The sequence below is a fragment of the Nocardioides sp. T5 genome, assembly GCF_048161455.1.
Lineage (GTDB): Bacteria > Actinomycetota > Actinomycetes > Propionibacteriales > Nocardioidaceae > Nocardioides.
This window is the reverse complement of record NZ_CP182415.1, coordinates 1,562,659-1,587,411: the sequence shown is the minus strand read 5'-3', so window position 1 is coordinate 1,587,411 and position 24,753 is coordinate 1,562,659. Positions and strand designations below refer to the sequence as shown.

Annotated in this window: 23 protein-coding genes; 10 read left to right on the top strand and 13 right to left on the bottom strand. The window is 73.1% G+C overall.

All coding sequences use genetic code 11. The features are described 5' to 3' along the window. Positions 1-14: 14 nt before the first annotated feature. Both ACNKF0_RS07750 and ACNKF0_RS07745 read right to left on the bottom strand, forming a co-directional pair. Positions 15-1,835 (bottom strand): AMP-dependent synthetase/ligase, encoded by a 1,821-nt coding sequence (locus ACNKF0_RS07750; protein WP_416957203.1) that lies wholly within the window; start codon positions 1,833-1,835, stop codon positions 15-17. A gap of 121 nt (positions 1,836-1,956) precedes the next feature. Further along, on the bottom strand, positions 1,957-2,889 hold the full coding sequence (locus ACNKF0_RS07745) for an aminoglycoside phosphotransferase family protein (protein ID WP_416957201.1): 933 nt from the start codon (positions 2,887-2,889) through the stop codon (positions 1,957-1,959). 23 nt (positions 2,890-2,912) lie between these two features. Here ACNKF0_RS07745 and ACNKF0_RS07740 point away from each other — a divergent pair, with 23 nt between their 5' ends. Both ACNKF0_RS07740 and ACNKF0_RS07735 read left to right on the top strand, forming a co-directional pair. Then, a complete protein-coding gene (locus tag ACNKF0_RS07740; RefSeq protein ID WP_416957199.1) occupies positions 2,913-3,374 on the top strand; it encodes an XdhC family protein in 462 nt (153 codons plus the stop codon). Between the two features lie 3 nt (positions 3,375-3,377). Further along, complete coding sequence (locus ACNKF0_RS07735) at positions 3,378-4,469, top strand: winged helix DNA-binding domain-containing protein (RefSeq protein WP_416957197.1); 1,092 nt, start codon at positions 3,378-3,380, stop codon at positions 4,467-4,469. Here ACNKF0_RS07735 and ACNKF0_RS07730 read toward each other — a convergent pair. Next, positions 4,450-5,310, bottom strand: a complete 861-nt coding sequence (locus ACNKF0_RS07730) for a helix-turn-helix domain-containing protein (protein ID WP_416957195.1) — start codon at positions 5,308-5,310, stop codon at positions 4,450-4,452. The two genes, ACNKF0_RS07735 and ACNKF0_RS07730, sit on opposite strands and share 20 nt — an antisense overlap. 51 nt (positions 5,311-5,361) lie before the next feature. On the opposite strand from ACNKF0_RS07730, the gene ACNKF0_RS07725 reads away from it, so the two are divergent. Beyond that, a complete protein-coding gene (locus ACNKF0_RS07725) occupies positions 5,362-5,955 on the top strand; it encodes a maleylpyruvate isomerase family mycothiol-dependent enzyme (RefSeq protein WP_416957193.1) in 594 nt (197 codons plus the stop codon). Between the two features lie 18 nt (positions 5,956-5,973). Here ACNKF0_RS07725 and ACNKF0_RS07720 read toward each other — a convergent pair whose 3' ends face one another. The 3 genes from ACNKF0_RS07720 to lepA are packed head-to-tail and all read right to left on the bottom strand — an operon-like array spanning position 5,974 to position 8,874. Further along, positions 5,974-6,435 carry a hypothetical protein gene (locus ACNKF0_RS07720; RefSeq protein WP_416957191.1) on the bottom strand — a complete coding sequence of 154 codons (462 nt, stop codon included), beginning with the start codon at positions 6,433-6,435 and terminating at the stop codon, positions 5,974-5,976. A 49-nt stretch (positions 6,436-6,484) separates the two neighbouring features. Beyond that, positions 6,485-7,003, bottom strand: a complete 519-nt coding sequence (locus tag ACNKF0_RS07715; RefSeq protein WP_416957189.1) for a HutD family protein — start codon at positions 7,001-7,003, stop codon at positions 6,485-6,487. Further along, positions 7,000-8,874: a translation elongation factor 4 gene (gene lepA / locus ACNKF0_RS07710; RefSeq protein WP_416957186.1), complete on the bottom strand. Its 1,875-nt coding sequence runs from the start codon at positions 8,872-8,874 to the stop codon at positions 7,000-7,002. The genes ACNKF0_RS07715 and lepA overlap by 4 nt, the downstream gene beginning before the upstream one ends. Positions 8,875-8,984: 110 nt before the next feature. Between lepA and ACNKF0_RS07705 the strand changes: the two genes are divergently transcribed. Beyond that, the gene (locus ACNKF0_RS07705) at positions 8,985-9,923 is read left to right on the top strand and encodes a DMT family transporter (RefSeq protein ID WP_416957184.1); all 939 of its coding nucleotides are present in this window, start codon (positions 8,985-8,987) and stop codon (positions 9,921-9,923) included. On the opposite strand, the gene ACNKF0_RS07700 is transcribed toward ACNKF0_RS07705, so the two are convergent. Next, positions 9,899-10,429: a GNAT family N-acetyltransferase gene (locus ACNKF0_RS07700; RefSeq protein WP_416957182.1), complete on the bottom strand. Its 531-nt coding sequence runs from the start codon at positions 10,427-10,429 to the stop codon at positions 9,899-9,901. The genes ACNKF0_RS07705 and ACNKF0_RS07700 overlap by 25 nt on opposite strands. An 84-nt stretch (positions 10,430-10,513) precedes the next feature. On the opposite strand from ACNKF0_RS07700, the gene ACNKF0_RS07695 reads away from it, so the two are divergent. From ACNKF0_RS07695 to rpsT, 3 genes are all read left to right on the top strand, one after another. Further along, entirely contained in the window at positions 10,514-11,476 is a 963-nt protein-coding gene (locus ACNKF0_RS07695) for a phosphotransferase family protein (protein WP_416957180.1), read from the top strand. Further along, positions 11,473-12,417, top strand: coding sequence for a hypothetical protein (locus ACNKF0_RS07690; RefSeq protein ID WP_416957178.1), 945 nt, complete (start codon positions 11,473-11,475; stop codon positions 12,415-12,417). The genes ACNKF0_RS07695 and ACNKF0_RS07690 overlap by 4 nt, the downstream gene beginning before the upstream one ends. Positions 12,418-12,598: 181 nt before the next feature. Continuing rightward, positions 12,599-12,859: a 30S ribosomal protein S20 gene (gene rpsT, locus ACNKF0_RS07685; RefSeq protein WP_299927527.1), complete on the top strand. Its 261-nt coding sequence runs from the start codon at positions 12,599-12,601 to the stop codon at positions 12,857-12,859. 61 nt (positions 12,860-12,920) lie between these two features. On the opposite strand, the gene holA is transcribed toward rpsT, so the two are convergent. The 4 genes from holA to ACNKF0_RS07665 form a co-directional block, all read right to left on the bottom strand. Next, positions 12,921-13,907, bottom strand: a complete 987-nt coding sequence (holA, locus tag ACNKF0_RS07680; protein ID WP_416957174.1) for a DNA polymerase III subunit delta — start codon at positions 13,905-13,907, stop codon at positions 12,921-12,923. 12 nt (positions 13,908-13,919) lie between these two features. Further along, on the bottom strand, positions 13,920-16,187 hold the full coding sequence (locus tag ACNKF0_RS07675) for a ComEC/Rec2 family competence protein (RefSeq protein ID WP_416957172.1): 2,268 nt from the start codon (positions 16,185-16,187) through the stop codon (positions 13,920-13,922). A 9-nt stretch (positions 16,188-16,196) separates the two neighbouring features. Next, entirely contained in the window at positions 16,197-17,099 is a 903-nt protein-coding gene (locus ACNKF0_RS07670; RefSeq protein WP_416957169.1) for a helix-hairpin-helix domain-containing protein, read from the bottom strand. 66 nt (positions 17,100-17,165) lie between these two features. After that, positions 17,166-18,023 carry a DegV family protein gene (locus ACNKF0_RS07665; protein WP_416957167.1) on the bottom strand — a complete coding sequence of 286 codons (858 nt, stop codon included), beginning with the start codon at positions 18,021-18,023 and terminating at the stop codon, positions 17,166-17,168. Between the two features lie 96 nt (positions 18,024-18,119). Here ACNKF0_RS07665 and ACNKF0_RS07660 point away from each other — a divergent pair, with 96 nt between their 5' ends. Continuing rightward, complete coding sequence (locus tag ACNKF0_RS07660) at positions 18,120-18,992, top strand: XRE family transcriptional regulator (RefSeq protein ID WP_416957165.1); 873 nt, start codon at positions 18,120-18,122, stop codon at positions 18,990-18,992. A 137-nt stretch (positions 18,993-19,129) separates the two neighbouring features. Further along, the gene (locus ACNKF0_RS07655) at positions 19,130-20,707 is read left to right on the top strand and encodes a S8 family peptidase (protein ID WP_416957163.1); all 1,578 of its coding nucleotides are present in this window, start codon (positions 19,130-19,132) and stop codon (positions 20,705-20,707) included. A 52-nt stretch (positions 20,708-20,759) separates the two neighbouring features. Here ACNKF0_RS07655 and leuS read toward each other — a convergent pair whose 3' ends face one another. After that, positions 20,760-23,270: a leucine--tRNA ligase gene (gene leuS / locus ACNKF0_RS07650; protein ID WP_416957161.1), complete on the bottom strand. Its 2,511-nt coding sequence runs from the start codon at positions 23,268-23,270 to the stop codon at positions 20,760-20,762. A gap of 154 nt (positions 23,271-23,424) precedes the next feature. On the opposite strand from leuS, the gene ACNKF0_RS07645 reads away from it, so the two are divergent. Continuing rightward, complete coding sequence (locus ACNKF0_RS07645; protein WP_416957159.1) at positions 23,425-24,189, top strand: hypothetical protein; 765 nt, start codon at positions 23,425-23,427, stop codon at positions 24,187-24,189. A 6-nt stretch (positions 24,190-24,195) separates the two neighbouring features. On the opposite strand, the gene ACNKF0_RS07640 is transcribed toward ACNKF0_RS07645, so the two are convergent. Beyond that, a complete protein-coding gene (locus tag ACNKF0_RS07640) occupies positions 24,196-24,669 on the bottom strand; it encodes a DUF4870 domain-containing protein (protein WP_416957157.1) in 474 nt (157 codons plus the stop codon). Positions 24,670-24,753: the final 84 nt, after the last annotated feature.

The window sequence follows — 24,753 nt, the reverse complement described above, 5'->3', positions numbered from 1 at the left end:
GCAGCCTCGCTCGGCTAGGCGTACATCTGGTCGATGAGCGCCTGGTTGTTCTCCTGAACGACGTTGCGCTTGACCTTCATCGAGGGGGTGAGCTCACCCGACTCGACGGTGAGGTCGTGGTCCAGGAGCTTCCACTTCTTGATGGTCTCCCAGCGGTTGAGGTGGCTGTTGAGCTCGTCGACGTAGTCGCCGACCATCTTCTGCACCTCGTCGGACTGCACGATCTCGGTGTAGGACCTGCCGCCCATGCCGTTCTCCTCGGCCCAGCCCGCCATCGCGTCCGGGTCGAGGGTGACCAGTGCGACGCAGTAGTTGCGCTCGTCGCCGAAGACCATGAACTGGCTGGCGTAGGGGCAGACGGCCTTGAACTTCGACTCGATCGCCGGCGGCGCGATGTACTTGCCGCCGGAGGTCTTGAACAGCTCCTTGATGCGGCCGGTGATGACCAGGTGGCCGTCCGCGTCGAGGGCGCCCTTGTCACCGGTGTGCAGCCAGCCGTCGGAGGTCAGCGTCTTGGCCGTCTCCTCGGGGAGGTTGTGGTAGCCGTCCATCACGCCGGGACCCTTGATCATGATCTCGTCGTTGTCGCCGAGCTTGACCTCGCTGCCCGGGAAGACCGGGCCCACGGTGCCGAACTTGTTGCGGTCGGGGTGGTTGACGAAGGAGCCCGCCGAGGTCTCGGTGAGGCCGTAGCCCTCGAGGATCTTGATGCCGGCCACGCCGAACCACTCGGCGATGTCGCGGTTGAGTGCTGCGGCACCGGAGATGAAGAAGCGGACGTTGCCACCGAAGCGGTCGCGGATCTTGGAGAAGACCAGCTTGTCGAACAGGCCGTGCTGGACCTTGAGACCGATCGGCACGGACTGGCCCTCGCGCTTGCGGCGCTCGACCTCGAGGCCGACGTCGAAGGCCTTCTTGAAGATCTTCTCCTTGGCGCCGCCCTCGGCCGCCTGCATGGTGACGATCCGGCCGTGCGCCTTCTCGAAGATGCGGGGCGCGGCGCCCATGAAGGTCGGCTTGACCACGCCGAGGTTGTCGACGATCTTCTCGACGCGACCGTCGATCGCGGCGGCGAAGCCGCAGGCCATCTGCGTCGACATCAGCACCTTGCCGAAGGAGTGCGCCATCGGCAGCCAGCGGAACTCGAGGTCGCTCTCGGAGAGGATGCCCTGCGCGCGGATGGCCTCGCCCTCGTAGACCCACGAGGAGTGCCGCAGGCGCACGCCCTTGGGGCGGCCGGTGGTGCCGGAGGTGTAGATGAGGGTGGCCAGCTGGTCGGGGCGGATCGCCTGCGACGTCGTACGCACCACGTCGGGCTGCTCGGCGAGCCTCTCGGCGCCCAGCGCGGCGAGGTCCTCCAGCGAGATGATCCAGTCGCCGTCGGTCGCTCCCTCGAAGGTGATGACCTTGCTCACGTGGGGCAGCTCGGAGCGGTGGGCGGTGAGCTTGGCGACCTGCTCGTCGTCCTCGGCGAAGACGACGCGGCTCTCGGAGTCGCCCAGGATGTAGACGGTGTCCTCGGCGTTGGTGGTCGGGTAGACGGTGGTGGTGGCACCGGCCGCACACATGATCGCGAGGTCGGCGAGGATCCACTCGTAGCGCGTGCCGGACGCGATGCCGACGCGCTGCTCGGGCTCGACCCCCAGCGCGATGAGACCCGCGGCGAGCGCCTCGACCTTGTCGCCGGCCTGCTTCCAGGTGACGGACTCCCACGCCTCGCCACGCGGGAACCGGAAGGCCTCGGCGTCGGGGGTGGCGGTGACGCGGTCGAAGAACTGGACGGCGACGTTGGGTGGCATGGTGTCGAGGAAGGTCGTGTCGATGGTGGTCGGCATCTGGTACCTGCTCATTCGTCGGGGCGGGGGCTGACTTGGGCTGTAACCTAGATCACTGGGTTTACCCAGCGGTAGCAAACACGGCGAATCTCCCGCCAGACGGCTGACTTTGCGACTTTCGTCAGTCCTGCACGGCCTTGGTGAGGGCGATGCAGCGGGTGATCCAGTCCTGCTCCTCGCCCGTCAGGCGGCGGCCGGCGCGCTGCGCGTCCTGCACCGCCCAGCCTGCGTTGAGCACCATCCGCACCACCACCCAGTCCCGCGCGCGCGCCTCGTCGAGCCCGGCGGCGTCGACGAGCGCGTGGAAGCGGCGGCGCAACCCGTCGCGCACCGAGCCGACCGCTCCCGGACCGCTCAGCTCCGCCATCCGGTTCCAGAGCATCGGCGCCGGCTCGTAGTGCGGGTCGCCGGCCATCGGCTTGGGGTCGATGGCCAGCCACTCCCCCGCCTCGTCGGCGAGCACGTTGGCGTAGTGGAGGTCGCCGTGCACGACCACGGGCGCCGTCTTGTCGGCCAGGAGGTCGGGCCCGAGCGAGAGGGCCTGCTCGACGTAGCGGCGCGGGACCGGGAGGTCGCGGCCCAGCTCGCCGAGCTCGCGCAGCCACCGCTCGACGTACGACGCCACGGCGGCGAGCTGCGGCATCGCCGGGACGTGGAGCCGGCCGTAGAGCGCCCCGACCCTCTCGCAGGCCTCGACGTCCCAGGCGTCGCCGAGGTCCGGCCCGGGCAGCCAGTCCAGCAGCAGCGCCCGCCGGCGCGGGTCGGCCCGCTGCAGTCGTACGGCGCCCCTCCCGCCCCAGTGCTGGAGCGCGAGGCCCTCGTGGAGCGACTCGTCGTCGCCGTCGAAGCCGACCTTCAGCGCACCGGCCGTGCCGTCGGCGTCGACGACCGGCAGCACCAGCGAGCAGAAGCCGTGCAGGGAGGGCCCGGTCGCGCGCAGCCCCCACTCGTCGAGCAGGTCCGTGGCGAGCCTCGGCAGCCGGTCGAGCCAGCGTCCCCAGTCGTCGCCGAGCGCCCGCTGGGAGAGCAGCCTCGCAGGGATGGTGACGGGCATGCCGCGAGCCTAGGGTGGTCGGCATGACGGAGAAGGCCGCGCGGCAGCAGCCATGGTCGGACGACGAGGTCCGGCACGGCCGGATCCTCGTCCTCAGCGACAACCCGATCTCGCGGTCGATCGCGGCGATCGCAGCGACGGCCGGGCGCACCGTGGTGGTCGAGTCGGCCGACGACGGCGGACCCGGGCTGGACCCGCAGCCGGGTGACGCCGTGGTCCTGTGCGACCACGACGCCCCGGACGCGCCCGCCGTGCTGCGGGCCGCGCTGGCCTCGGACGCGGCCTACGTCGCGATGATGGCCAGTCGCGGGCGAGCGGCCGGCCTCCTGGCGGAGCTGACCGACGAGGGCGTCGACACCACCCGGCTCCACGTGCCGGCCGGCCTCGACCTCGGCGGCAAGGGGCCGGGCGAGATCGCCCTCTCCGTGGTGGCCGAGATCGTCGCCGGGTCCTACGGCCGTTCCGGCGGCCCGATGCGCGGCTGAGCGGTGGCGCTGACCTGGGACGACCTGGCCGCCGCGTCCGTGGCCCGGCAGTTCCCCGACGCCCCGGGCACGGTGGCGGAGCGGGTGCACGCCATCGGTGACCTGCAGACCCAGACGGCCCGCTCCGCGTTCATCGGGCTCGGCGCTCGCTTCCCGGGCGTGACCCGGGCAGAGATCGTCGCCGCCTACGAGGCCGGTGGGATCGTCCGCGGCAGCACGATCCGCGGCACCGTCCACACGGCCTCGCCCGAGGCGTACACCGTGCTCGCGGAGGCCACCCGCGTCGGACAGCACGGACGGTGGGCACGCCAGCTGGGCATCACCGAGGAGCAGATGGCCGGCCTCTGGGCGTCCGTCGAGGACCATGCCCGCGAGTGGCGCACACCCGACGAGCTGCGTGCCCACGTCGCCGACTGGCTGGCCCGCCACGCGCCCGCCTCGCTGGAGGCTGCCGCCTCCGGCCCGGGCCGCTACCTCGGCTTCGCCCACGGTGCCCTCGTCCGCCGTCCGGCCTCGGGCGACCGCTGGGAGGGACAGGGCAAGCCGGTCTATGCCACCTTCGAGCGCACGGGCCCGGCCACCCTCGCCGACGTCGTACGCCTCCACCTCCGCGCCCACGGGCCCTCGTCGCGGCAGGACGTCGCCTGGTGGGCCGGCATCCCGCTCGCGGCGGTCGAGGACGGGCTCGCCGACCTGGACGTCGTCGAGCAGGCGGGGCCGGAGGACAGGACGTACGTCGACCTGCCGGACGCGCCGGCGCCACGGGACCTGCCGGGCGTGCGCCTGCTGCCGGAGTTCGACGCGCTGCTGTGCGGCTACGACTCCCGGGCCCGCGACCGCTTCGTGACGTCCGAGCACCACCGCCGGCTCTGGAACGAGTCCAACGGGATGCTGCTCCCGCCGCTGCTCGTCGACGGTCGCATCACCGGTTTCTGGCGAGCGGCGGGGACCGCGCGCCGCCGACCGCTGGAGGTGACGTGGTTCGCGCGGACGAGGCGGCCGCGCCGGGCCGAGCTCGACGAGCCGGTGGCCGCGCTCGAGGTCGCGCTCGACATCACCGTCACCGAGGTGACGCTCACCCGCGAGGCGGTCTGACGGGCTGGTCCCTGAGGTAGTCCCCCGGCGTCATCCCGGTGACGGTGCGGAAGTCGTGGGTGAAGTGGGCCTGGTCGGCGTAGCCCAGGTCGGCGGCCACCTCTGCCAGGGTGCCGCGTCCGGCCTTGAGGGCCTCGACCGCGTCGTGCAGGCGGCGTCGCTGCAGGAGCCACTTGGGGCTCAGCCCGATGCGCTGCTCCACCAGCCGCTGCAGGCTGCGCTCGGACAGTCCCGCCTCGCGGGCCAGCTCGTCGACCCGGGTGACCTCCGGGTGCTCACCGAGCCAGGACACCAGCCGGTTGACCAGCAGGCCGGAGGCATCCGCGGGCAGGTGGGTGGCCAGCCACGACTCCACGCGTGCGATCGATGCGAGGTGGGCGGCGGGGTCGTGCGGGTCGTCCTCCATCGCGGCGCGCACGTCGTCGACCAGGGCACCCCCCGACCGGCCGGCCGGCAGGAGGTCGGCTAGCTCGATCCACGTGTCGGTGACCTCGGCGACCGACCGGCCCAGCACCAGCCGGCCGGCGGCCGGGCTGAGCATCGTGCCGACCGCCCAGCCGTCACCCTCCAGCGTCACGCTCGACCGCCCGCGGGTGACGCCGTAGAAGCGGGCGTAGGTGTTGCTGACGACCACCAGGCAGACCGGGTGCTGGAGGGTGCTCTGCGTCGACGGCTCGGTCAGCGACCAGACCGGGACCCAGTAGCGCTCGACCAGGTCGACGAGGTGGCTGCTCGGGGCGTAGCGGTGGATCGGCGGCGAGGGACGGCTCACCCCGGTCAGGTGGGCCCGGTCGATCGGGTCCACCGGCTGCGGGCCGCCCGCCCCCGTCCGGCTGGTCATGTGTCGGATTATCACAATCCCCACCGACACCCGCGCGGCGAGAGTGGGGCCATGACGCAGACGACCCTCACCACCGACCACCACCTCTCCCTCTTCCAGCAGCGCGCCGACCGGTTCGCCGAGGTCCTCGACGCGGTCGACGCCTCCGGCGGCCCCTGGGACGTGCCCTCGCCGTGCGAGGGCTGGAGCGCCCGCGACGTCGTCGCCCACGTGCTGGAGACCCAGCGTGCCTTCCTGGACCGACAGGGCCTCGACGCCGGACCCGAGCCCGACCTCACCGACCCGGCCGCCGCGTGGCGGGCGCAGCGCGCGCACGTCACCTCGGTGCTCTCGGGCGACGGCGTGGCCGCCCGGGAGTACGACGGCTACTTCGGCCCGACGACGATCGCCGCCACGATCGCCGACTTCTACGGCTGGGACCTCGTCGTCCACGGGTCCGACGTGGCGCGCGCCACCGGCCAGGCGTGGTCCGTCAGCGAGGCCGAGGCTGCCGCCCTGCACGCCACGGCCGACGGCTGGGGACCGGCGTTGCACTCCGAGGGCGTGTGCGCCGACGCGGTCCGGGTCGGCGACGACGCCTCGGTGACCGACCGGCTGCTCGCCCGGCTCGGCCGCGACCCGCGCTGGCAGGCTGCGGGTGGCTGACGGACTCGCGCGCCGCCCTCAAGAGCCGTCGGGGGCCAGCCTGAGCTCCGGCGAGATCGTCGCCGCCCGGCCCACCACGGGGCTGCACCCGCCCGGGCTGAGGGGCGGGTGACCCTGGACGTCGACGTGGGCGGCGCCTCCGTCGTGACCGGTCACCCGGAGCTGCCACTGCCCGGTCGTTCCGGCCAGCCCGCACGGCAGGCTGCAGACCAGACGACCTCGGTCGAGGGTCAGGCCGCTGGACAGCCACGACGACACCAGCGACCGGCGATCCACCGCCCGGCCGTCGAAGCGGACGCGGGACAGCTCGACGGAGTCCACGGGCTTCCCGTCGACCCCGGTCGAGGAGGTCAGGACGAGCGAGGGACCCACCTCCCTGACGACGTGGGCGGCGACCTCGCACTCGGAGCCGCCGCCGCAACCGCCGAGGAGCAGTCCCGCCACGAGCGTCGCCGCTGCGCGCGCCGTCGGGGCTGCCATGCCTGTCGGACGGACTGCACCGGGCAGGGGTTCCACCCGGTGGCCGCGGTCAGGAGTGCTGCTGCAGGGTGACCACTGCCACGGTGCACCGGCCGGCGACCTCGCCGGGGCCGAGGACGAGGCTGCCGGTCTCGAGGCCGCCGCAGGCGCCGGAGACGACGTACGCCGCCTGGTCCGCCGCGACCGGGAGGGTCGAGGACCGCCCCAGCTCCAGCACGGTGACGTGGGGCCGGACCCGCGCCGGGTCGACGACGACGTTCAGCACGCGTACGGGCCCCTCCGGCACGGACGCCACGGTGGACGCGTCGCCCGAGAAGGCGAACGGCCGCTGCGGCTCGACGACCTGCGCGTCGCCGTCCACCTGCAGGTCCAGCACCGGTCCTTCGACGACGGTCAGCAGGCGCTGCCGGCCGGCGAACGTCGAGAACGGCCCGTCGCGGTCGACGTCGGCGAGGCTGATCCGCCACGCCCCGTCGTCGGCGACCGCGAGCTCGCGCGTCGTGCCGCCGCCGTTGGCCCACGGCCGGGGACGCACGTCGGCGGCACGGACCGTCCGGACGACGGTCACTTCTTGCCGGACTTCTCCGCCGGCTGCGAGGTGGACAGCGCAGCGACGAAGGCCTCCGGCGGCACCTCGACGGAGCCGATGTTCTTCATCCGCTTCTTGCCGGCCTTCTGCTTCTCCAGCAGCTTGCGCTTGCGGCTGATGTCGCCGCCGTAGCACTTGGCCAGCACGTCCTTGCGGATCGCGCGGATGGTCTCGCGGGCGATCACCCGGGCGCCGATGGCGGCCTGGATCGGCACCTCGAACTGCTGGCGCGGGATGAGGTCCTTGAGCTTGCCGGCCATCATCACGCCGTAGGAGTAGGCGGCGTCGCGGTGGATGATCGCGCTGAACGCGTCCACCGGCTCGCCCTGCAGCAGGATGTCGACCTTGACCAGGTCGGCGGCCTGCTCGCCGGAGCGCTCGTAGTCGAGGGAGGCGTAGCCCTTGGTGCGCGACTTGAGCTGGTCGAAGAAGTCGAAGACGATCTCGCCCATCGGCAGCGTGTAGCGCATCTCGACGCGGTCCTCGGAGAGGTAGTCCATCCCCTGCAGGCTGCCGCGCTTGAGCTGGCACAGCTCCATGATCGTGCCGATGTAGTCGGACGGCGCGAGGATCGTGGCCTTCACGACGGGCTCGCGCACCTCGGCGACCTTGCCGTCGGGGTACTCGCTCGGGTTGGTCACCTCGACCTCGGTGCCGTCGTCGAGGGCGACCTCGTAGACCACGTTGGGCGCGGTCGAGATCAGGTCGAGGTCGAACTCGCGCTCGAGCCGGTCGCGGGTGATCTCCATGTGCAGCAGGCCGAGGAAGCCGCAGCGGAAGCCGAAGCCCAGCGCACCGGAGGTCTCGGGCTCGTAGGTCAGTGCCGCGTCGTTGAGCTGCAGCTTCTCCAGCGCGTCGCGCAGGCCCGGGTAGTCGTCGCCGTCGATCGGGTAGAGACCGGCGTAGACCATCGGGTTGGGGTGCTTGTAGCCGCCGAGCGACTCGGTGGCGCCGTGGTGCTGCGAGGTGACCGTGTCACCGACGCGCGACTGGCGCACGTCCTTCACGCCGGTGATGAGGTAGCCGACCTCGCCGACCCCGATCTCGCGCGCCTTCACCGGCTCGGGGCTGATCACCCCGACCTCGAGCATCTCGTGCACCGCGTTGGTCGACATCATCTTGATCCGGTCGCGGTGGCTGAGCTTGCCGTCGACCACCCGGACGTAGGTGACCACGCCGCGGTAGGTGTCGTAGACCGAGTCGAAGATCAGGGCGCGTGCCGGGGCGTCCGCGTCGCCCACCGGCGCAGGGGTCTGCTTCACGATCTCGTTGAGCAGCGCCTCGACGCCGACGCCGGTCTTGGCGCTGGTGAGCAGCACCTCCTCGGGCTCGCAGCCGACCAGTCCGGCGAGCTCGGCGGCGTACTTCTCCACGTTGGCGCTCGGCAGGTCGATCTTGTTGAGCACCGGGATGATGTGGAGGTCGGCGCCCATCGCGAGGTAGAGGTTGGCCAGCGTCTGCGCCTCGATGCCCTGGGCGGCGTCGACCAGCAGGACCGCCGCCTCGCACGCCTCGAGCGAGCGGGACACCTCGTAGGTGAAGTCGACGTGGCCCGGGGTGTCGATCATGTTGAGCACGTAGGTGCCGGGCTCGGCGCCCTCGACGTTGCCGGCAGGGACGGTCCACGGCATCCGCACGGCCTGCGACTTGATGGTGATCCCGCGCTCGCGCTCGATGTCCATCCGGTCGAGGTACTGCGCACGCGACGCCCGCTCGTCGACGACCCCCGTGAGCTGCAGCATGCGGTCGGCCAGCGTCGACTTGCCGTGGTCGATGTGCGCGATGATGCAGAAGTTGCGGATGATCGACGGGTCGGTCGAGCCAGGCTGCGGCGCGTTCTTGAGGCTCACGGACTGCTTTCAGGAGTACGACGGCGGGGTCGGGTCATTCTTCCACGCGGGCCGCGGCCCGCCGAACCGGCGACGTGGGAGCAGGTGCAGCCGGACGCTAGCGTGCAGCGGTGACCTCTCGGACCGGAACGACCCTTCCCCTGGTCCCGGCAGCGGCATTCGTGCTCGTGTGGTCGTCCGGCTACATCTCCGGACCCGCCGCGGTCGACGCGGCGGCGCCCTTCTCGGTGCTCGGGTGGCGGTTCGTCCTGGCGGCGCTCCTCGCCGCGGGACTGGCGGTGGCGCTGCGGAGGCCCACCCGGATGGACCGGGACACGCTGCGACGGGTCGCCGCCGTCGGCTTCGTGATGAACGCCGTCCAGTTCGGCCTGATGTACGTCGCGTTCGACCTCGGGCTCGGCGCGACGCTGGCCTCGCTCCTCCACGCCCTCAGCCCCGTCCTGACCGCCCTGCTGGCAGCGGCGATCCTGGGCGAACGGGTCTCGACGCTCCAGGTCGCCGGCTTCGCGATCGGCGTCGTGGGGGTGCTGCTCGTGCTCGGGGCTGACCTCGGCCACGCCGGTGGCCCGGTCGCGGTGCTCGTCGGGTGCCTCAGCATGCTCACCCTCAGCCTCGGCACCCTCGGCCAGCGCTGGATCGGCGCGCAGCCCGACCTGCTCTGGTCCGCTGCGGTGCAGTTCGCCGTGTCCGCTCCCCCGCTGCTCGCGCTCGGGTGGATCACCGAGGGCGTCTGGCCGGTCACCGACACCCGCCAGGCGGTGGTCTCGGTGCTGTACCTGGCGGTCGTGAACTCGATCGTCGGCCTGGTGCTGCTGGCCGTGCTCGTGCTGCGCGGCGGATCGGGCGCGGCGGCCAGCCTCTTCTTCCTCAGTCCGCCGGTCACCGCCGTCCTCGCCTGGCTGGTGCTCGACGAGACGCTCTCGCCCACCCAGCTCGTCGGCCTCGTGGTCGCGGTGGTGGGGGTGGGCGCGGCCACCCGCACCCGTCGTACGCCGGTGCCGGTCCCCGAGTCCCAGCAGGACCCTCAGGACACGGTCGGCACCCAGTAGCGCCGCTTCACCCCGCGCACGTCCTCCAGCACGCCGCCCGCCGCCTCGATGACCCGGACCGAGCCGACGTTGTCGTCGTCGCAGGTGACCAGGGCCGGGTCGATGCCGAGCCCGCGCGCCCACGGCAGCGCGTGCTGCAGCATCGCGGTCGCGTGGCCCTCGCGCCGCCGCGTCGGGCGCACGTCGTAGCCGATGTGCCCGCCCACGTCGAGCAGGAAGTCGTTGAGCCGGTGCCGGATCGCGATCCGGCCCAGGTAGTCCTCGCCGTCGACCCACCACAGCGTCGTGCACGGCACGTGCCACTCCGGGCGCGGGGTGTCCTCGGCGGCGTCGGCGCGCACGGCCGCGGCGAAGGCCGCGAAGGCGTCCGGGTCCTTCCAGCCGGGCGCGTGGTGCTCGATCCACGCGGCCGTCTGGGTGGACTCCGCGCCCTCGGCGACGAACTCGTCCATCGCCTCCAGGAACGACTCGCGGACAGTGGTGGTCGGCAGCACGAGCTCAGGCATGGCACCAGTCTTGCGGGCCGCCCGTCCGGCCCTCCACCCGATATCCGGTCGTGGCGCGCAGCAGGCGTGGGGAAGGATGCCGCCATGGCCCGCTCCTCCTCGATCGCCCCCTACCCCGCCCCGCACGGGAAGACCGCGCGCCGGCTCGAGTGGTCCTTCCTGCCGCCCCACCTGCGGGCCTGGATCGAGCGCAGGTGCGGGTCGCCCGTCGTCTCGGCGATCTCCCAGACGAGCGGCTTCACGCCGGGCTTCGCGTCCGTGCTGGTGTGCGAGGACGGGTCGCGCCACTTCGTGAAGGCGGCCTCGGTCAAGGCGCAGCGCATGTTCGCCGACTCCTACCGCGAGGAGGCGCGCAAGCTCGCCGCCCTGCCGGCGGACGTCCCCGCCCCGCGCCTGCAGTGGCACCTCGACGACGACTGGGTGGTCCTCGGCATCGAGTACGTCGCCGCCCGCGCGCCGCACCGACCGTGGCGCGCCGACGACCTCGACGCCCTGCTCGACTCCCTCGAGGTCGTCGCCGACGTGGTGACGCCGCCCCCTGCGGGGCTGGAGCTCGACACCGCGGCGAAGGACTTCGCGCCGCTCCTCGAGGGCTGGGCGGCGCTGCGCGAGCGGCGTACGGACCTCGGCGTGGAACGGCTCGCGGAGGCCGAGGCCCTGGCACGCCGCTACGCCGACGTCGTCGGCGGGGACACCCTGGTCCACACCGACGTCCGCTCCGACAACGTCCTCATCGACCCCGAGGGCCGGGCCCTGGTCTGCGACTGGAACTGGCCGGTGCGCGGCGCCGCGTGGTTCGACTCCTTCGCCGCGCTGATCGGGCCGCGGGGCGAGGGACTCGACGTCGAGGCCGTGATCGCCGCACGTCGGCTGCTGCGCGGCGTCGACCCGGAGGCGTTCGACGTCAACCTCGCGCTCTACGTCGGCTACTTCCTCACCCAGTGCGAGCTGCCGGTGCCGCCGTCGTCGCCGCACATCCGCGAGCACCAGCGCTGGCAGGGCGAGGTGTGCTGGGACTGGCTGGCCGAGCGGCGGGGCTGGGTGTGACCGCCCCGCGCGCGGTCGGCGTCCGCCTCACCTACGACGCCGTCCCCGCCGCGGTGCGCGCCTGGGTCGAGGACCAGCTCGGCTCACCGGTCGTGGGCACGGCCGAGCAGGTCGGCGGGATGTCGCCGGGGTGCGCGACGCGGGTGACCTGCGCCGACGGCACCCGCGCCTTCGTCAAGGCGGTCGGCGCCGAGCTCAACCCCGACACGCCCGGCCTGTTCCGGCGGGAGATCGGCGTGCTGGGCCACCTCGGCGAGCACGAGCTGTGGGCGCGGCTGCTGGCGTCGTACGACGACGGAGCCTGGGTCGCGCTGCTGATCGAGGACGTCGAGGGGCGCCACCCCGACTTCACCGACGACGCGGAGCTCGAGGCCGTGCTCACCGGGGTCGACCGGCTGGCCGAGGTGCTGCAGCACCGCGACGTCCCGTCGTCGGTGGACCTCGTCGACGTCGCGCACGTCCTCGGGAAGTGGGCCGACAGCCTCACCGCGCTCGGCGATGCCCCGTCCACGACGCCGGTGCCCGACTGGCTGCGCTCCGACCCCGAGGGCTGGGCCGGAGTGCTGCGCGAGCAGGCCGCACTCCCGATGCCCGACGTCGCGCACTGGGACATCCGGATCGACAACCTGCTGCGCCGCCCGGGCGGGCAGGTCGTCTTCCTCGACTGGGGCGCGGCGGCACGGGGTCCCGCCTGGGCCGACCCGCTCCTGGCCCGGCTCGAGCGTGTCGACGACCCGTGGTTCGACACCTCTACCGCGTCCTCCCCCGCGCTCGCGGAGGCCGGTGACGAGGTCGTCACCGCCTTCCTCGCCGGCTTCGCCGCGCACCTCGCGGTGCGCTCGGTGGTCGCGGTCGACCTGAACCTCCCCACGCTCAACGATTTCCGCATCCGGGAGTCGCTCCGGATGCTGGAGGCCGTCGCCCGACGCAGCGGGCGCTGATGTCGTCGCCCCGGCGCCCAGACGATTTGGGCGCTCACGAGGCGTGACGGTAGTGTTCCTCACTGCATGTCCGGCGCCCGACCCTCTCCGTCTTGCGGGGAGGGGTCGCCAGGCAGCCGACAAGCACCAGACTTTCCCATTCCGGTCCAGCCCTTCCGGTCGAGCACTCAAGGATCCACACGTGGCGAACATCAAGTCCCAGATCAAGCGCAACAAGCAGAACGAGAAGGCGCGCCAGCGCAACCAGGCTGTGAAGTCGCGCCTGAAGACCGCCGTGCGCCGGTTCCGTGAGCTGTCCGAGGCCGGCGACAAGGACGCCGCCACGGCTGCCGGTCGCGACGCGATGAAGGCCCTCGACAAGGCCGCCTCGAAGGGCGTCATCCACGCCAACCAGGCCGCCAACCGCAAGTCGTCGATCGCCAAGAAGGCCGCCTCGCTCTGACGCGGACCTTCACCTGCGACACCCGCCCCTCGTGGCGGGTGTTCTGCATTTCCGGGAGTGCTCAGCGCCCGTCGCGCAGCCCGGCGACGGTCAGCACGAGCCGCTCGAGGGTGTAGGACGCGTCGTGGGCCTGGCCCTTGATGTCGGCGTCGGCGTGCGCGACCGCGCGGACCGCGGCGGCGATGCCCTCGGGGCTCCACGAGCGTGACTGGTCGCGGACGGTGCGGACCTTCCAGGGGGGTACGCCGAGGTCGCGGGCGAGGTCGCCGTCGCGGGCGCCGCGCGGGGCGCCGAGGTAGCGCGCGAGGCTGCGCGCGGACGCAGCCATCGCCGAGGTGACCAGCACCGGGGAGGTCCCGGAGTCGAGCGCCCAGCGCAGCTCCTCGAGGGCCGCGGCGCGGCGGCCGGCGAAGGCGGCGTCGGCGACGGTGAACGACTTGGCCTCGGCGCGGCCGCCGAAGTAGCGCTGGACCTTGTCGACGGTGAGCGGCTCGCCGTGGAAGTCGTTGGTCAGCTGGTCGGCCGCGGCGGCCAGCGAGCGCAGGTCGGTGCCGACGGCCTGCACCAGGAACGCGGCCGCGTCGGAGTCGATCCGAGCGCCGTGCGAGGCGACCTCGGAGGTCACGAAGCCGACCATCTCGCTCGCTTTGACCTCCTCCGACTTCACCTCGGTCACCGGCGACAGCTTGCGGAGCTTGGTCAGCACGCCGCTGCCCTTCTGCCCACCCGAGTGCACGAGCACGAGCGCGACGTCGTCGGCCGGGGCCGCGCAGTAGTCGAGCAGCCCGTCGACGGACTCGTCAGGCAGGTCCTCCAGGCCGCGGACGATGACGCACCGGATGGAGGAGAAGAGCGACGGTGCCGACATCTCACCCAGGGAGGCCAGGGTCAGGTCGGCGGCCGCCGACTCGGCCATCTCGGCCTCAGCGTCGTGGGCCCGGACGGCGTCGCGGACCGAGGCGACGGTGCGCGCGGAGAGGTATTCCTCCTTGCCCGTCACGAGGACGACGTGGCCGAGGACCTGCGCGGCGGAGGGAGTGCGAGCCATGGTGCGACCACCTTAGTCGCGGGCGACGACACCGAGCTCGCCGTCCCGGACCACCACGACGACGTCGCCGGAGACGTCGGTGCGCCACACGCCCGCGCCGGCCGCGGAGAGGGCGGCCAGCAGGTCGGGAGCGGGGTGCCCGTAGTCGTTGCCCTCCCCCACCGACACGAGCGCCAGCCGCGCACCGAGCGAGGTGAGCCAGTCGAGGTCCTGGTGCCGGCTGCCGTGGTGGGGCACCTTCAGCACGTCGACCCGCAGCCCGGCGAGGTCGCGGGCCAGCGCGGACTGGGCCGACGGCTCGACGTCGCCGGTCAGCAGGACCCGCACCCCGGCGACCTCGGCGACGAGGACGACGCTGGCGTTGTTGGGCGCGCTCTCCCCGGGGTCGGTCGGTCCGGCGCCCGGCCGGGGCCACACCGTCTGGAGCGTCACCTCCCCGACCCGGCGCGTGAGTCCGTACGCCGCCGGCGCCGGGTCGCGACCGACCGCGCGCCCGACGTCCCCCGCGCCGTCGGGCGGGTCGAGCAGGCCCGTGCCCTCGACGACCTCCACGTCGCGGCCGTCGAGCACGCCGGCCACCCCGCCCACGTGGTCGGCGTGGAAGTGCGTCAGCACCAGGAGGGGCACGGAGTCGACCTCGAGCCGGTCGAGGCAGGCGTCGGTGGCCTCCGGCTCGGGGCCGGCGTCGACGACCACCGCGGACGCGGGACCCGCGCGCAGCACGAGGGCGTCCCCCTGCCCGACGTCGCACATCGCGAGCACCCAGCCGTCCGGCGGCCAGGCGGGTGACGGCGGGCGGACCAGCATCACCACCACCAGCAGCCCGGTGCAGGCCAGCGTCGAGCCCTGTCGGCCGAGCACCCGCGGGCCGAGCGGCACCGCGAGCAGGCACAGCACCGTGAGCAGCCCGAGCGCGACGGGCCCGGTGCCCCAGTCAACCGCCGCCGTCGGGATGCCCGCTCCCCAGCGGGCCACCGCGATGATCCAGCTCGCCGACCACGCCGCCGGGGCCGCCACCGCGACGCCGATCGGGCCCCACACCAGGCCCAGCAGGCCGCCGGACAGCCCGAGCACGGTCGCCGGCGCGACGGCAGGCGCGGCCAGCAGGTTGGCGCCCACCGCGACCAGGCTGACCTGCCCCGAGAGCGCGGCCACCACCGGCGTGCAGGCCACCTGGGCCGCGAGCGGCACCGACACCGCCTCGGCCACCCAGCGCGGCGTCCACCTCATCAGGGCGTCGCGCCAGACCGGGGCCAGCAGCAGGATCCCCGCCGTCGCCAGGGCGGACAGCGCGAACCCCGCCGTCACGGCAAGGCGCGGCCAGACCAGGAGCAGCCCGAGCACCGCGACCCCCAGGCCCCGCACTCCCCGTGACCGGCCGTTGCGGCCCATCCCCACCAGGGCCACCGAGCCCATCGCGGCAGCGCGTACGACGCTCGGCTCGGCGCGAGCCGTCAGCACGAACCCGACGATCCCGAGCACGCCCAGGGCGTAGAGCCAGGGCCCGCGCACGCCGGCCCAGCGACCGAGGACCAGCAGGAACCCGACCACCAGCGTCAGGTTGGTGCCGCTCACCGCCAGGAGGTGGGTCAGTCCGGTGGTCCGGAAGTCGTCGGCGAGGTCGGGGTCGAGGCCGCCGTCGTCCCCGACCACGAGGGCCGGGACCAGCTCGCGCGCGTCGGCGTCGCGGCCGGCGACAGCGGCGCGCACCGATCGTCGTACGGCTGCGGCTGCGTCCCACCACACCCCCGGCTCCGCCACGACCGTCGGCTCCCCGGTGGGGCGTACGAGCGCGGCGACGTCGCCGTCCCCCGGCACCAGCCGCGCCGTCGTGGCCACCGTGGTGCCGAGCGGCAGCCGGGGCCAGTCGGCGTCGGCCATCACCACCACCGGCGCGGCGAGGGACCACGCGCGTCCGCGCCCCTCCGCCCGGGCCACGGTGGCCCGGACGACCTGGAGGTCGCCGTACTGCCCGCTGACGACCCGCACGTCCGAGGTCAGCTCGAGCTCGAGGTCCACGACCGCACCGTCGTCGGCGAGCAGGACGAGGGGCGACGTCGTGAGCAGGGAGTGCTGGAGCGCGGCGACCCCCGCGACCGCCACGAACGCTCCGAGCGGACCGAGCCAGGCGAGGGACCACCACCGGCGGACGACACCCGTCCCGCCGGCCACGACCGCCGCGGCGACCGTCCCGAGGGCCGGCCACCCCGGGAGGACCAGCACGACGAGCGCCCCCGCCCAGGCGCCGAGGCCGAGCGCGACCGCGCGCAGGTCGGGCACGGTCGCCGGTCAGAGCGTGACGAGCGGTGCGAGGTCGGCGAGGGTGGCCTCCCCGATGCCGTCGACCTCGAGGAGCTCGTCGACGGAGGTGAACGCACCGTTGGTGTCGCGCCAGGCGAGGATGGCGTCGGCCGTCACCGGCCCGACGCCGGGCAGGGTGTCGAGCGCAGCCTGGTCGGCAGTGTTGAGGTTGACCAGCGTCGACCCCCCGGGCCCCGGCGCGGCGAGCGTGCCGGCCACGCCCGCAGCCGGGGCGACGCCCACGAGGATCTGCTCCCCGTCGACGACCGGTCGGGCGAGGTTGAGCGCGGTCAGGTCGACGCCGCGCCGGGCACCACCTGCCGCCTCGAGCGCGTCGACGACGCGCGACCCGGCGGGCAGCACCGCGATGCCGGGGCGGCGCACCTTGCCCGCGACGTCGACCACCAACTCCTCGCCCGCGGTCGCCGAGCCGGGGGCACCGGCTGCGCCCGGCGCGCCGGGGACGGCGTCCGACGACACGACGGGGGCCAACGGCTCGCTCGACCCGGCTGACTCGCCTGCGGTCTCGCTGACGGCCGGCGCGACCGGCACGGCGCGGGCCTGGTCACGCACCGCCCACCACGCCGCCAGCCCGACGGCCAGGGCCGCGACCACGGCCACGACGGCGACGTGCACCGGCCCGAGCTGCAGCCCGCCGACCCGCAGCCGGCGCGAGGCGTGGCGCCCGGGCACCGGCGGGACGATCGGGACGGCCGCGGGCACCGGGACCGCGTCGGGACGCTCCCGGACCCGCGTGTGACCCCACGCCGGGTCGGCCGGACCTGCCGGGTCGGTCGGCTCACCGCGCACGGCGGCGAGCTCGGCGCTCAGCGTCGCCAGCCTCCGCGACACCGCCTCTGCGTGCTCGGAGGACGACTGGGATCGGCGCATGCCCCCACGCTAGGAACGCCCGCGCCCGCTCGACAGGGGCGACCGGCAATCTGTGGACAGCGGTCGTCAGGGACGTGGAGCGACGCAGACGGCCACCATGCCCGGGCCGACGTGCGCGCCCAGCACGGCACCGAGCTCGCCGCACATCACCTCGCGCCCCTCCAGCCCGTCGGCGAGCCGGTCGGTCAGCACGGCCGTGAGCTCCTCGGCGCGACCGGAGTTGGCGAGGTGCGACACGCACACGTCGACCGGCTGGTCGCCGGCTGCCTCGACGGCGAGCTCGGCCAGCCGGGCGAGGGCACGCGACGCCGTACGCACCCGCTCGCGCGGTGCGACCCTGCCCTCGGCGATCTCGAGCAGGGGCTTCACCGACAGCGCGCTGCCGAAGATCGCGGCGGCGGCGCCGATGCGCCCGCCCCGTCGCAGGTACTCCAGCGTGTCGACGTAGAACAGCGACGTGGCTGCCCGGCCGCGGGCGAGCGCCGCCCGGGCTGCCTCCTCCGCCGTCCCGCCGGCGTCCAGCGCGTCGGCTGCCGTGAGCGCGGCGTAGCCGGTCGCGATGCCGACCTGCCCGGAGTCCACGACGTGCACGGGGACGTCGACCTCGAGGGCGGCGAGCTGGGCGGACTCGAAGGTGCCGCTCATCTCACCCGAGAGGTGCACCGACACGACCTCCTCGGCGCCCTCGGCCGCCAGCGAGCGGTAGAGCTCGGCGAACAACGCCGGCGCCGGCCGTGAGGTGCTGACCGGCACGAAGTCCCGCAGCGCCTCGGCGACCACGTCGGGCGTGGCGCCCTCGGGCCCCTCGTCGAGCACGCGGGCGCCGATCACCACCTGCAGCGGCACGACCCGGATGCCGCGCTCCTGCGCCAGCTCGGCGGGCAGGCTCGCGGTCGAGTCGGTGACGATGACGGTGCCGGACACATCCCGAAGACTAGTGACTCCCGCCGCACGCACGGACTCCTGCTCGGCGCCCGCCCCGTCCTTGCGGGCCGTGGTGGCCTCCGGTTGGATGTCCGGATGCCCGACCGGCCCGAGCGCTTCGCCGACGCACTCCGGACCGCCATCGACGCCCGGGGCCTGGGCCTGGACCGGATCACCGAGCACCTCGCCCAGCGCGGGGTGTCGGTCAGCGCAGCGACGCTGAGCTACTGGCGCTCCGGTCGCAGCGAGCCCGGTCGGCGGTCGTCGCTGGCGGCCCTGCCGCACCTCGAGGACGTCCTCGACCTGCCCTCCGGCAGCCTCACCGCGACCCTCCCGAGCACGCGCGAGCGCACCCCGCGCCGGGCCGTGCGCGGCCTCGACGTCCTGTGGCCCGAGGAGCCGCACTCGGCCGTCCTCGGGCGACTCGACACCAGCTGGGACACCGAGCTGGCACGCGTCTCGGTGCACGACATCCTGCGTCTCGGCCCCGACCGCCGGCAGGTCCGCCTCACCGTGCGGCAGGCGATGCGGGCGCGCGCCGACGGGCCCGACCGCCGCGTCGTGATGCACGCCCAGGACGACCTGGGCGCCGGCCTGCCCGAGATCCGGCCGTTGCGCGGCTGCGCGCTGGGCCGCGTGGAGCGCGACCCCGAGGCGGGCGTGGTGGGGGCGGAGCTGCTCTTCTTCCGGCCGCTGCGCCGCGGGGAGACGGTGATCGTGAAGTACGACGTCATCTCCCCCGCCCCCGGCCCCTGCGAGCGCGAGTACACCCGCCGCCTGCGCCTGCCGATGCGCGAGTACCTGCTCGAGGTGGCGTTCGACCGGAGAGCGCTCCCCGCGAGCGTGGCCGCCTTCATCGAGGGGCGCGAGCAGCCGATCTCGCTGGACGAGGACCGGCGGGCGCACCTGGTCCACACCGACACCGCTCCCGGCACGACCGGGATCCGCTGGAGCTGGCCGAGCAGCTGACCCCGGGGCACGCGGCCGAGCCCGTCGGACGGTCCGGCCGTGCGTGAGTTAAGTGTTAAGCGACGCCTGCCCTTGCCCGGGACCGCGTCGGCCGGTCAGGGTCGGCCTCGTCCATCTGTCTCGGGAAGGATCCATCGATGAACCATGCACGCCCTCGACTGGCGGCAGGCCTGATCGCCTCGCTCGCCGGTGCCGCACTCGCCATCACCCCGGCCGCCACCCACGCGGCCGACACGGAGAAGCCCCAGGAGGCCCCCCAGGCCTCGATCGCCGACGACGGCCTCGCGCCGGTCCTCGGCACCGCCGCCGACGACCGCTACATCGTGGTGCTCGACAAGGAGGCGCCCGGCAGGAGCCTCAGCGCCGCCAAGGCCGACGTACGCGCCCAGGGCGCGAACATCAGCCACACCTACACCTCGGTGCTCGACGGCTTCGCCGCCAGGCTCAACGACAAGGCGCTCGCCGCCCTGCGCAAGAACCCGAACGTCGCCTACATCGAGGCCGACAAGCCGGTGCAGCTCGACGCGACCCAGTCCCCCGCCACGTGGGGCCTGGACCGCATCGACCAGCGCGACCTCCCGCTGAACAACTCCTACACCTACAACGCCACCGGCGCGGGCGTGACGGCGTACGTCATCGACACCGGCATCCTGACCACCCACACCCAGTTCGGCGGCCGCGCGGTCTCCGGCTACACCGCGATCAACGACGGCCGCGGCACCTCCGACTGCAACGGCCACGGCACCCACGTCGCCGGCACCGTCGGCGGCTCGACCTACGGCGTGGCCAAGGGCGTACGCCTCGTGGCCGTGCGCGTCCTCGACTGCGCCGGCAACGGCTCCAACTCCGGCGTCATCGCCGGCGTCGACTGGGTGACCCAGAACCACACCGCCGGGTCGCCGGCCGTCGCCAACATGAGCCTCGGCGGCGGCATCTCGAGCGCCCTCGACACCGCCGTCAGCAACTCGATCGCCGACGGCGTGACCTACGCCCTGGCCGCCGGCAACGACTCCGGCGCCAACGCGTGCAACAGCTCCCCCGCCCGCGTCGCGGCCGGCCTGACCATCGGCTCCACCACCAGCACCGACGCGCGCTCGAGCTTCAGCAACATCGGCTCGTGCCTCGACATGTTCGCCCCCGGCTCCACCATCACCTCGGCGTGGCACACCGGCACCTCGGCGACCAACACCATCAGCGGTACGTCGATGGCGACCCCGCACGTCGCCGGCGCGGCGGCGCTCTACCTGCAGGGCAGCCCGTCGGCGTCCCCCGCGACGGTCAGCAGCGCGCTGATCGCCAACGCGACGCCCAACAAGGTCACCAACGCCGGGACCGGCTCACCCAACCGCCTGCTCTTCGTCGGCACCGGTGGCACCACCCCGCCGCCGGACCCGACGCCGACCACGTGCAGCACCATGCCGGAGACCGAGTCCGGCTCGCTGGGCTCCGGTGGCGTCTCCTACCACCCCGGCACGAGCGACTACTACAACTCGGCCGCGGGCACGCACGTCGGCTGCATCTCCGGCCCCTCCGGCACCGACTTCGACCTCTACCTCGAGAAGTGGAACGGCTCCACCTGGGTGGTCGTGGCGCAGGGCGTGAGCAGCACCTCGGAGGAGAAGATCACCTACACCGGCACCTCGGGCTACTACTCGTGGCGCGTGGAGTCCTACTCCGGTTCGGGCAGCTACACCTTCGGCCTCGACCGGCCGTGACCTGGCGTTCGGCCCCGCGGCTCGTGCCGCGGGGCCGAACGTCGTACGCACCTCAGACGACGATGTTGACCAGCTTGGGCGCGCGGACGATCACCTTGCGCACCGTCGCGCCGTCGATGGCCCGCTGCACGCCGGCGTCGGCCAGTGCCGCGGCCTCCAGGTCGGTCTCGGAGATGTCCGGTGCGACCTCCAGCCGGGCGCGGACCTTGCCCTTGACCTGCACGACCGCGGTGACGGTGTCCTCGACCAGCAACGCCTCGTCGACCTCGGGCCACCCGACGCGGACGACGGTGGGCTCGTGGCCCAGCCGCTCCCACATCTCCTCGGCCGTGTAGGGCGCGACCAGGGACAGCAGGATCGCGACCGCCTCGGTGGCCTCGCGCACCGCCGGGTCGGCAGGTCCCACGCCCGAGTCGATCGCCTTGCGGGTCGCGTTGACCAGCTCCATGACCCGGGCGACCATCACGTTGAAGCGGTAGGCCTCGACCAGCGTGGCCGCCTCGTGCACGGTCCGCGCCGTCGTACGCCGCAGCGCCAGGTCGCCGGCTGTCACGTCGGCACCGGGGTCCGAGGTGACGTCCCCGGACAGCCGCCAGGCGCGCTGCAGGAAGCGCAGCGACCCGTCGGGCGACATGTTGGCCCAGTCGATGTCGTCCTCGGGCGGACCCGCGAAGACCAGCGTCAGGCGTACGGCGTCGACACCGAAGGCGGTCAGCTGCTCGCCCAGGTTCACGCCGTTGCCCAGCGACTTGCTCATCTTCTTGCCCTGGTTGATCACGAAGCCCTGGTTGAGCTGGGCCGACCAAGGCTCGCGGAAGCCGACCAGGCCCATGTCGTTGAGGACCTTGGTGAAGAACCGCCCGTAGAGCAGGTGCAGCACGGCGTGCTCGACACCGCCGACGTAGAGGTTCGCAGGCATCCACGCGTCGACCTTCTCGCTGTCGAACGGCCGGGTGTCCTCGTGCGGCGAGCAGTAGCGGAACATGTACCACGACGAGTCGACGAAGGTGTCCATCGTGTCGGTGTCGCGGGTCGCCGGGCCACCGCACGTCGGGCAGGTGGTGTTGACCCACTCGCTCGCCCCGCCCAGCGGCGAGGTGCCCTTCGGCTTCAGGTCCGCGCCCTTCAGCATCGGCAGCCTGACGGGCAGCTGGTCCTCGGGTACCGGGACCTCGCCGTCCACCGGGCAGTGGATGATCGGGATCGGCGCGCCCCAGTAGCGCTGGCGGCTCAGCAGCCAGTCGCGCAGGCGGAAGTTGACCGCCCCGGACCCGCGGCCGTCGGCCTCGAGCCTCTCGATGATGGTGCGGATGCCCGACGTCTTGTCGTGCAGGCCGTCCAGCTCGCCCGAGTTGACGTACGCCCCGTCGCCGGAGGTCGCGACGAAGGTCTCCTCGGGGTTGTCGTCTCCCGTGTCGATGACGCGGCGCACGGGCAGGCCCATCGCCTTCGCGAAGTCCAGGTCGCGCTGGTCGTGAGCGGGCACGGCCATGATCGCGCCGGTGCCGTAGTCGGCCAGGACGTAGTCGCTGGCCCACACCGGCACCTCCTCACCCGAGACGGGGTTGGTGGCGGTGATGCCCAGGTCGACACCGGTCTTCGGCCGGTCGGTGGCCAGGCGGTCGATGTCGGAGGCCTTGCGCACCTCGACCAGGTAGTCCTCCAGCGCCTGCGCGCGGTCGGGGTGCACGATCTCGGCTGCCAGCGCGGCGTCGGCGGCCACCACCATGAAGGTCGCGCCGTACAGCGTGTCGGGACGGGTCGTGTAGACCTCGACGTCACGCTCGCTGTCGGCGGCGTTCACCGTGAAGGTGACGTGCGCGCCCTCGGAGCGGCCGATCCAGTTGCGCTGCGCGGTGACCACCCGGTCGGGCCAGGTGTCCTCCAGCTCGTCGAGGCCGTCCAGCAGCTCCTGGGCGTAGTCGGTGATCTTGAAGTACCACTGGGTCAGCTCCTTCTTGGTCACCTCCGCCCCGCACCGCTCGCAGGCACCCGCCACGACCTGCTCGTTGGCCAGCACGGTCTGGTCGTTGGGGCACCAGTTGACGGCGCTGTTCTTGCGGTAGGCCAAGCCCCGCTTGAAGAACTCCAGGAACAGCCACTGCGTCCAGCGGTAGTAGTCCGGATCGGACGTGTTGAACGTGCGCGACCAGTCGAAGGAGGCGGCGTACTTCTTGCACGACTCGATCGACTTGGCGATGTTGGCGCGGGTGTAGGTGTCGGGGTGCTCGTCGTTGCGGATGGCCGCGTTCTCCGCCGGCAGGCCGAAGGAGTCGAAGCCCATCGGGTTGAGCACCTCGTAGCCGCGCTGCCACCAGTAGCGCGCCACCACGTCGTGCAGCGCGAACACCTCGGCGTGGCCCATGTGCAGGTCGCCGCTGGGGTAGGGGAACATCGTCAGCGCGTAGCGCTTCTCGCGCGGGCTGTCGTCGTCGGCCCGGAACGGGTCGAGCTCCTCCCACACCCGCTGCCACTTCGTCTCGGTGGCCGCGATGTCGTACGTCGCGCGCTCGGCCGCCGTCTCGTGGTGGGCTCCGGTGTCTCCCGTGTCTTGGCTGCTCATGGCGTGTCCTCTGTGGCGTGCTGCGGGGTGTTGGCATGAAAAAACCCCTCACATGGAGGGGTGGCCGCGTGTCGGTCTCCGTGGGTGGGAGAGACGATCAGCGCGGCTGAGGAAGAAGGAGGTTCTGGTGCACGGCTCCAGCATACTCGCATCCATGGCCGCTGACCTGACCAGGTACGACGACGTGCTGGCCCTCCTCACCTCGCTCCCCGACCGGCTGCCCGCGCTGAGGGTGGTCGTGGTCAACGGCTCGGCCGTGACGGGCGGCTGGGACGACCACTCCGACCTCGACGTCGAGGCCTGGTGCGACGGCGACGCCACGACGACGTACGACTCCGTGCTCGAGCTGGCGCGGCGCGAGCTCCCCGTCGACCACGTGTGGGAGCTGCCGGTCGGCACGTGGCCCACGGGGCGGCAGTGCTTCATCCACCTGCAGCCCGACGCGGCCGACCTCTCCCGGCCGACGCGCCTGCTGGACGTTGTCATCCAGACCACGCCGGAGCGGCTGACGATGGACACGCGCCGGCACGGCGTACCTTTCGTCCTCCACGACCCTGACGGGCTGCTGCACCTCGAGGACGACGACGAGGCGGAGATGCAGGCCCAGCGCGCGCAGGCGGTCGAGCAGGCAGCCGGGCGACGGCAGACCGGGGCGTGGCTCGTGGAGCGGGCCATCGCGCGGGGAGACCTGGCCGAGGCGACGGCCCTCCACCTCCGCTTCGCCGTCGAGCCCCTGGTGCGGCTGCTGCGGATCAGGTACTGCCCGGCGCGCCACGACTTCGGGCTGCGCTACCTGCGTGCCGACCTGCCCGAGGGCACGGCCGAGCAGGTGGAGGCACTGCTGCCCGGGCCGGGCCTGTCGGACCGGGCCCGGGCAGCGTTCGCCTGGCAGGACGAGCTCCTGCGCGAGCTCAGCTGACGGCGCTCACTTCACGAAGGCCGGGGTGAGCGGCGGGTTCCACCACTCGCCGTTGTAGGCCTTGACCGCGCCGACGACGTGCAGGATGCCGGCCACGACCGGCGGCACGAGGAAGACCGGCAGGAAGACCACGAAGCCGATGCCGAGGGTGATCACGCCCAGGACGACGTAGAGCACGGCGGCGACCACGAGCCAGATGAACATCGAGATCTGGACGTTGATCGAGTTCGCGGCGTGCGCGCGGACGAAGGGTCCGCGGTCCTTGTAGATGACGTACACCGCGATGGAGGCCAGGAACCCGAGGAAGCCGGCGGAGCAGATCATCGCGACCACGGCGCCGGCGTGGCTGATCGCGCCCCAGGTGCGCTCGTCCTGGGGCGACATCGTCGCCGGAGCGGCGCGGTAGGCGCTCGCCGGCTGCTGGCCGTAGGCCTGGGTCGGCTCGCCCGCCTGCGGGTCGGTGGGGTACTGGTCGGACATCTCACTCACTCCTCGGGCGGGCCGGGTGCCCGCTCCCTCGTCTGGTGACAAGCCAAGCACGCCGACCGGCCGGAATCACCCCCT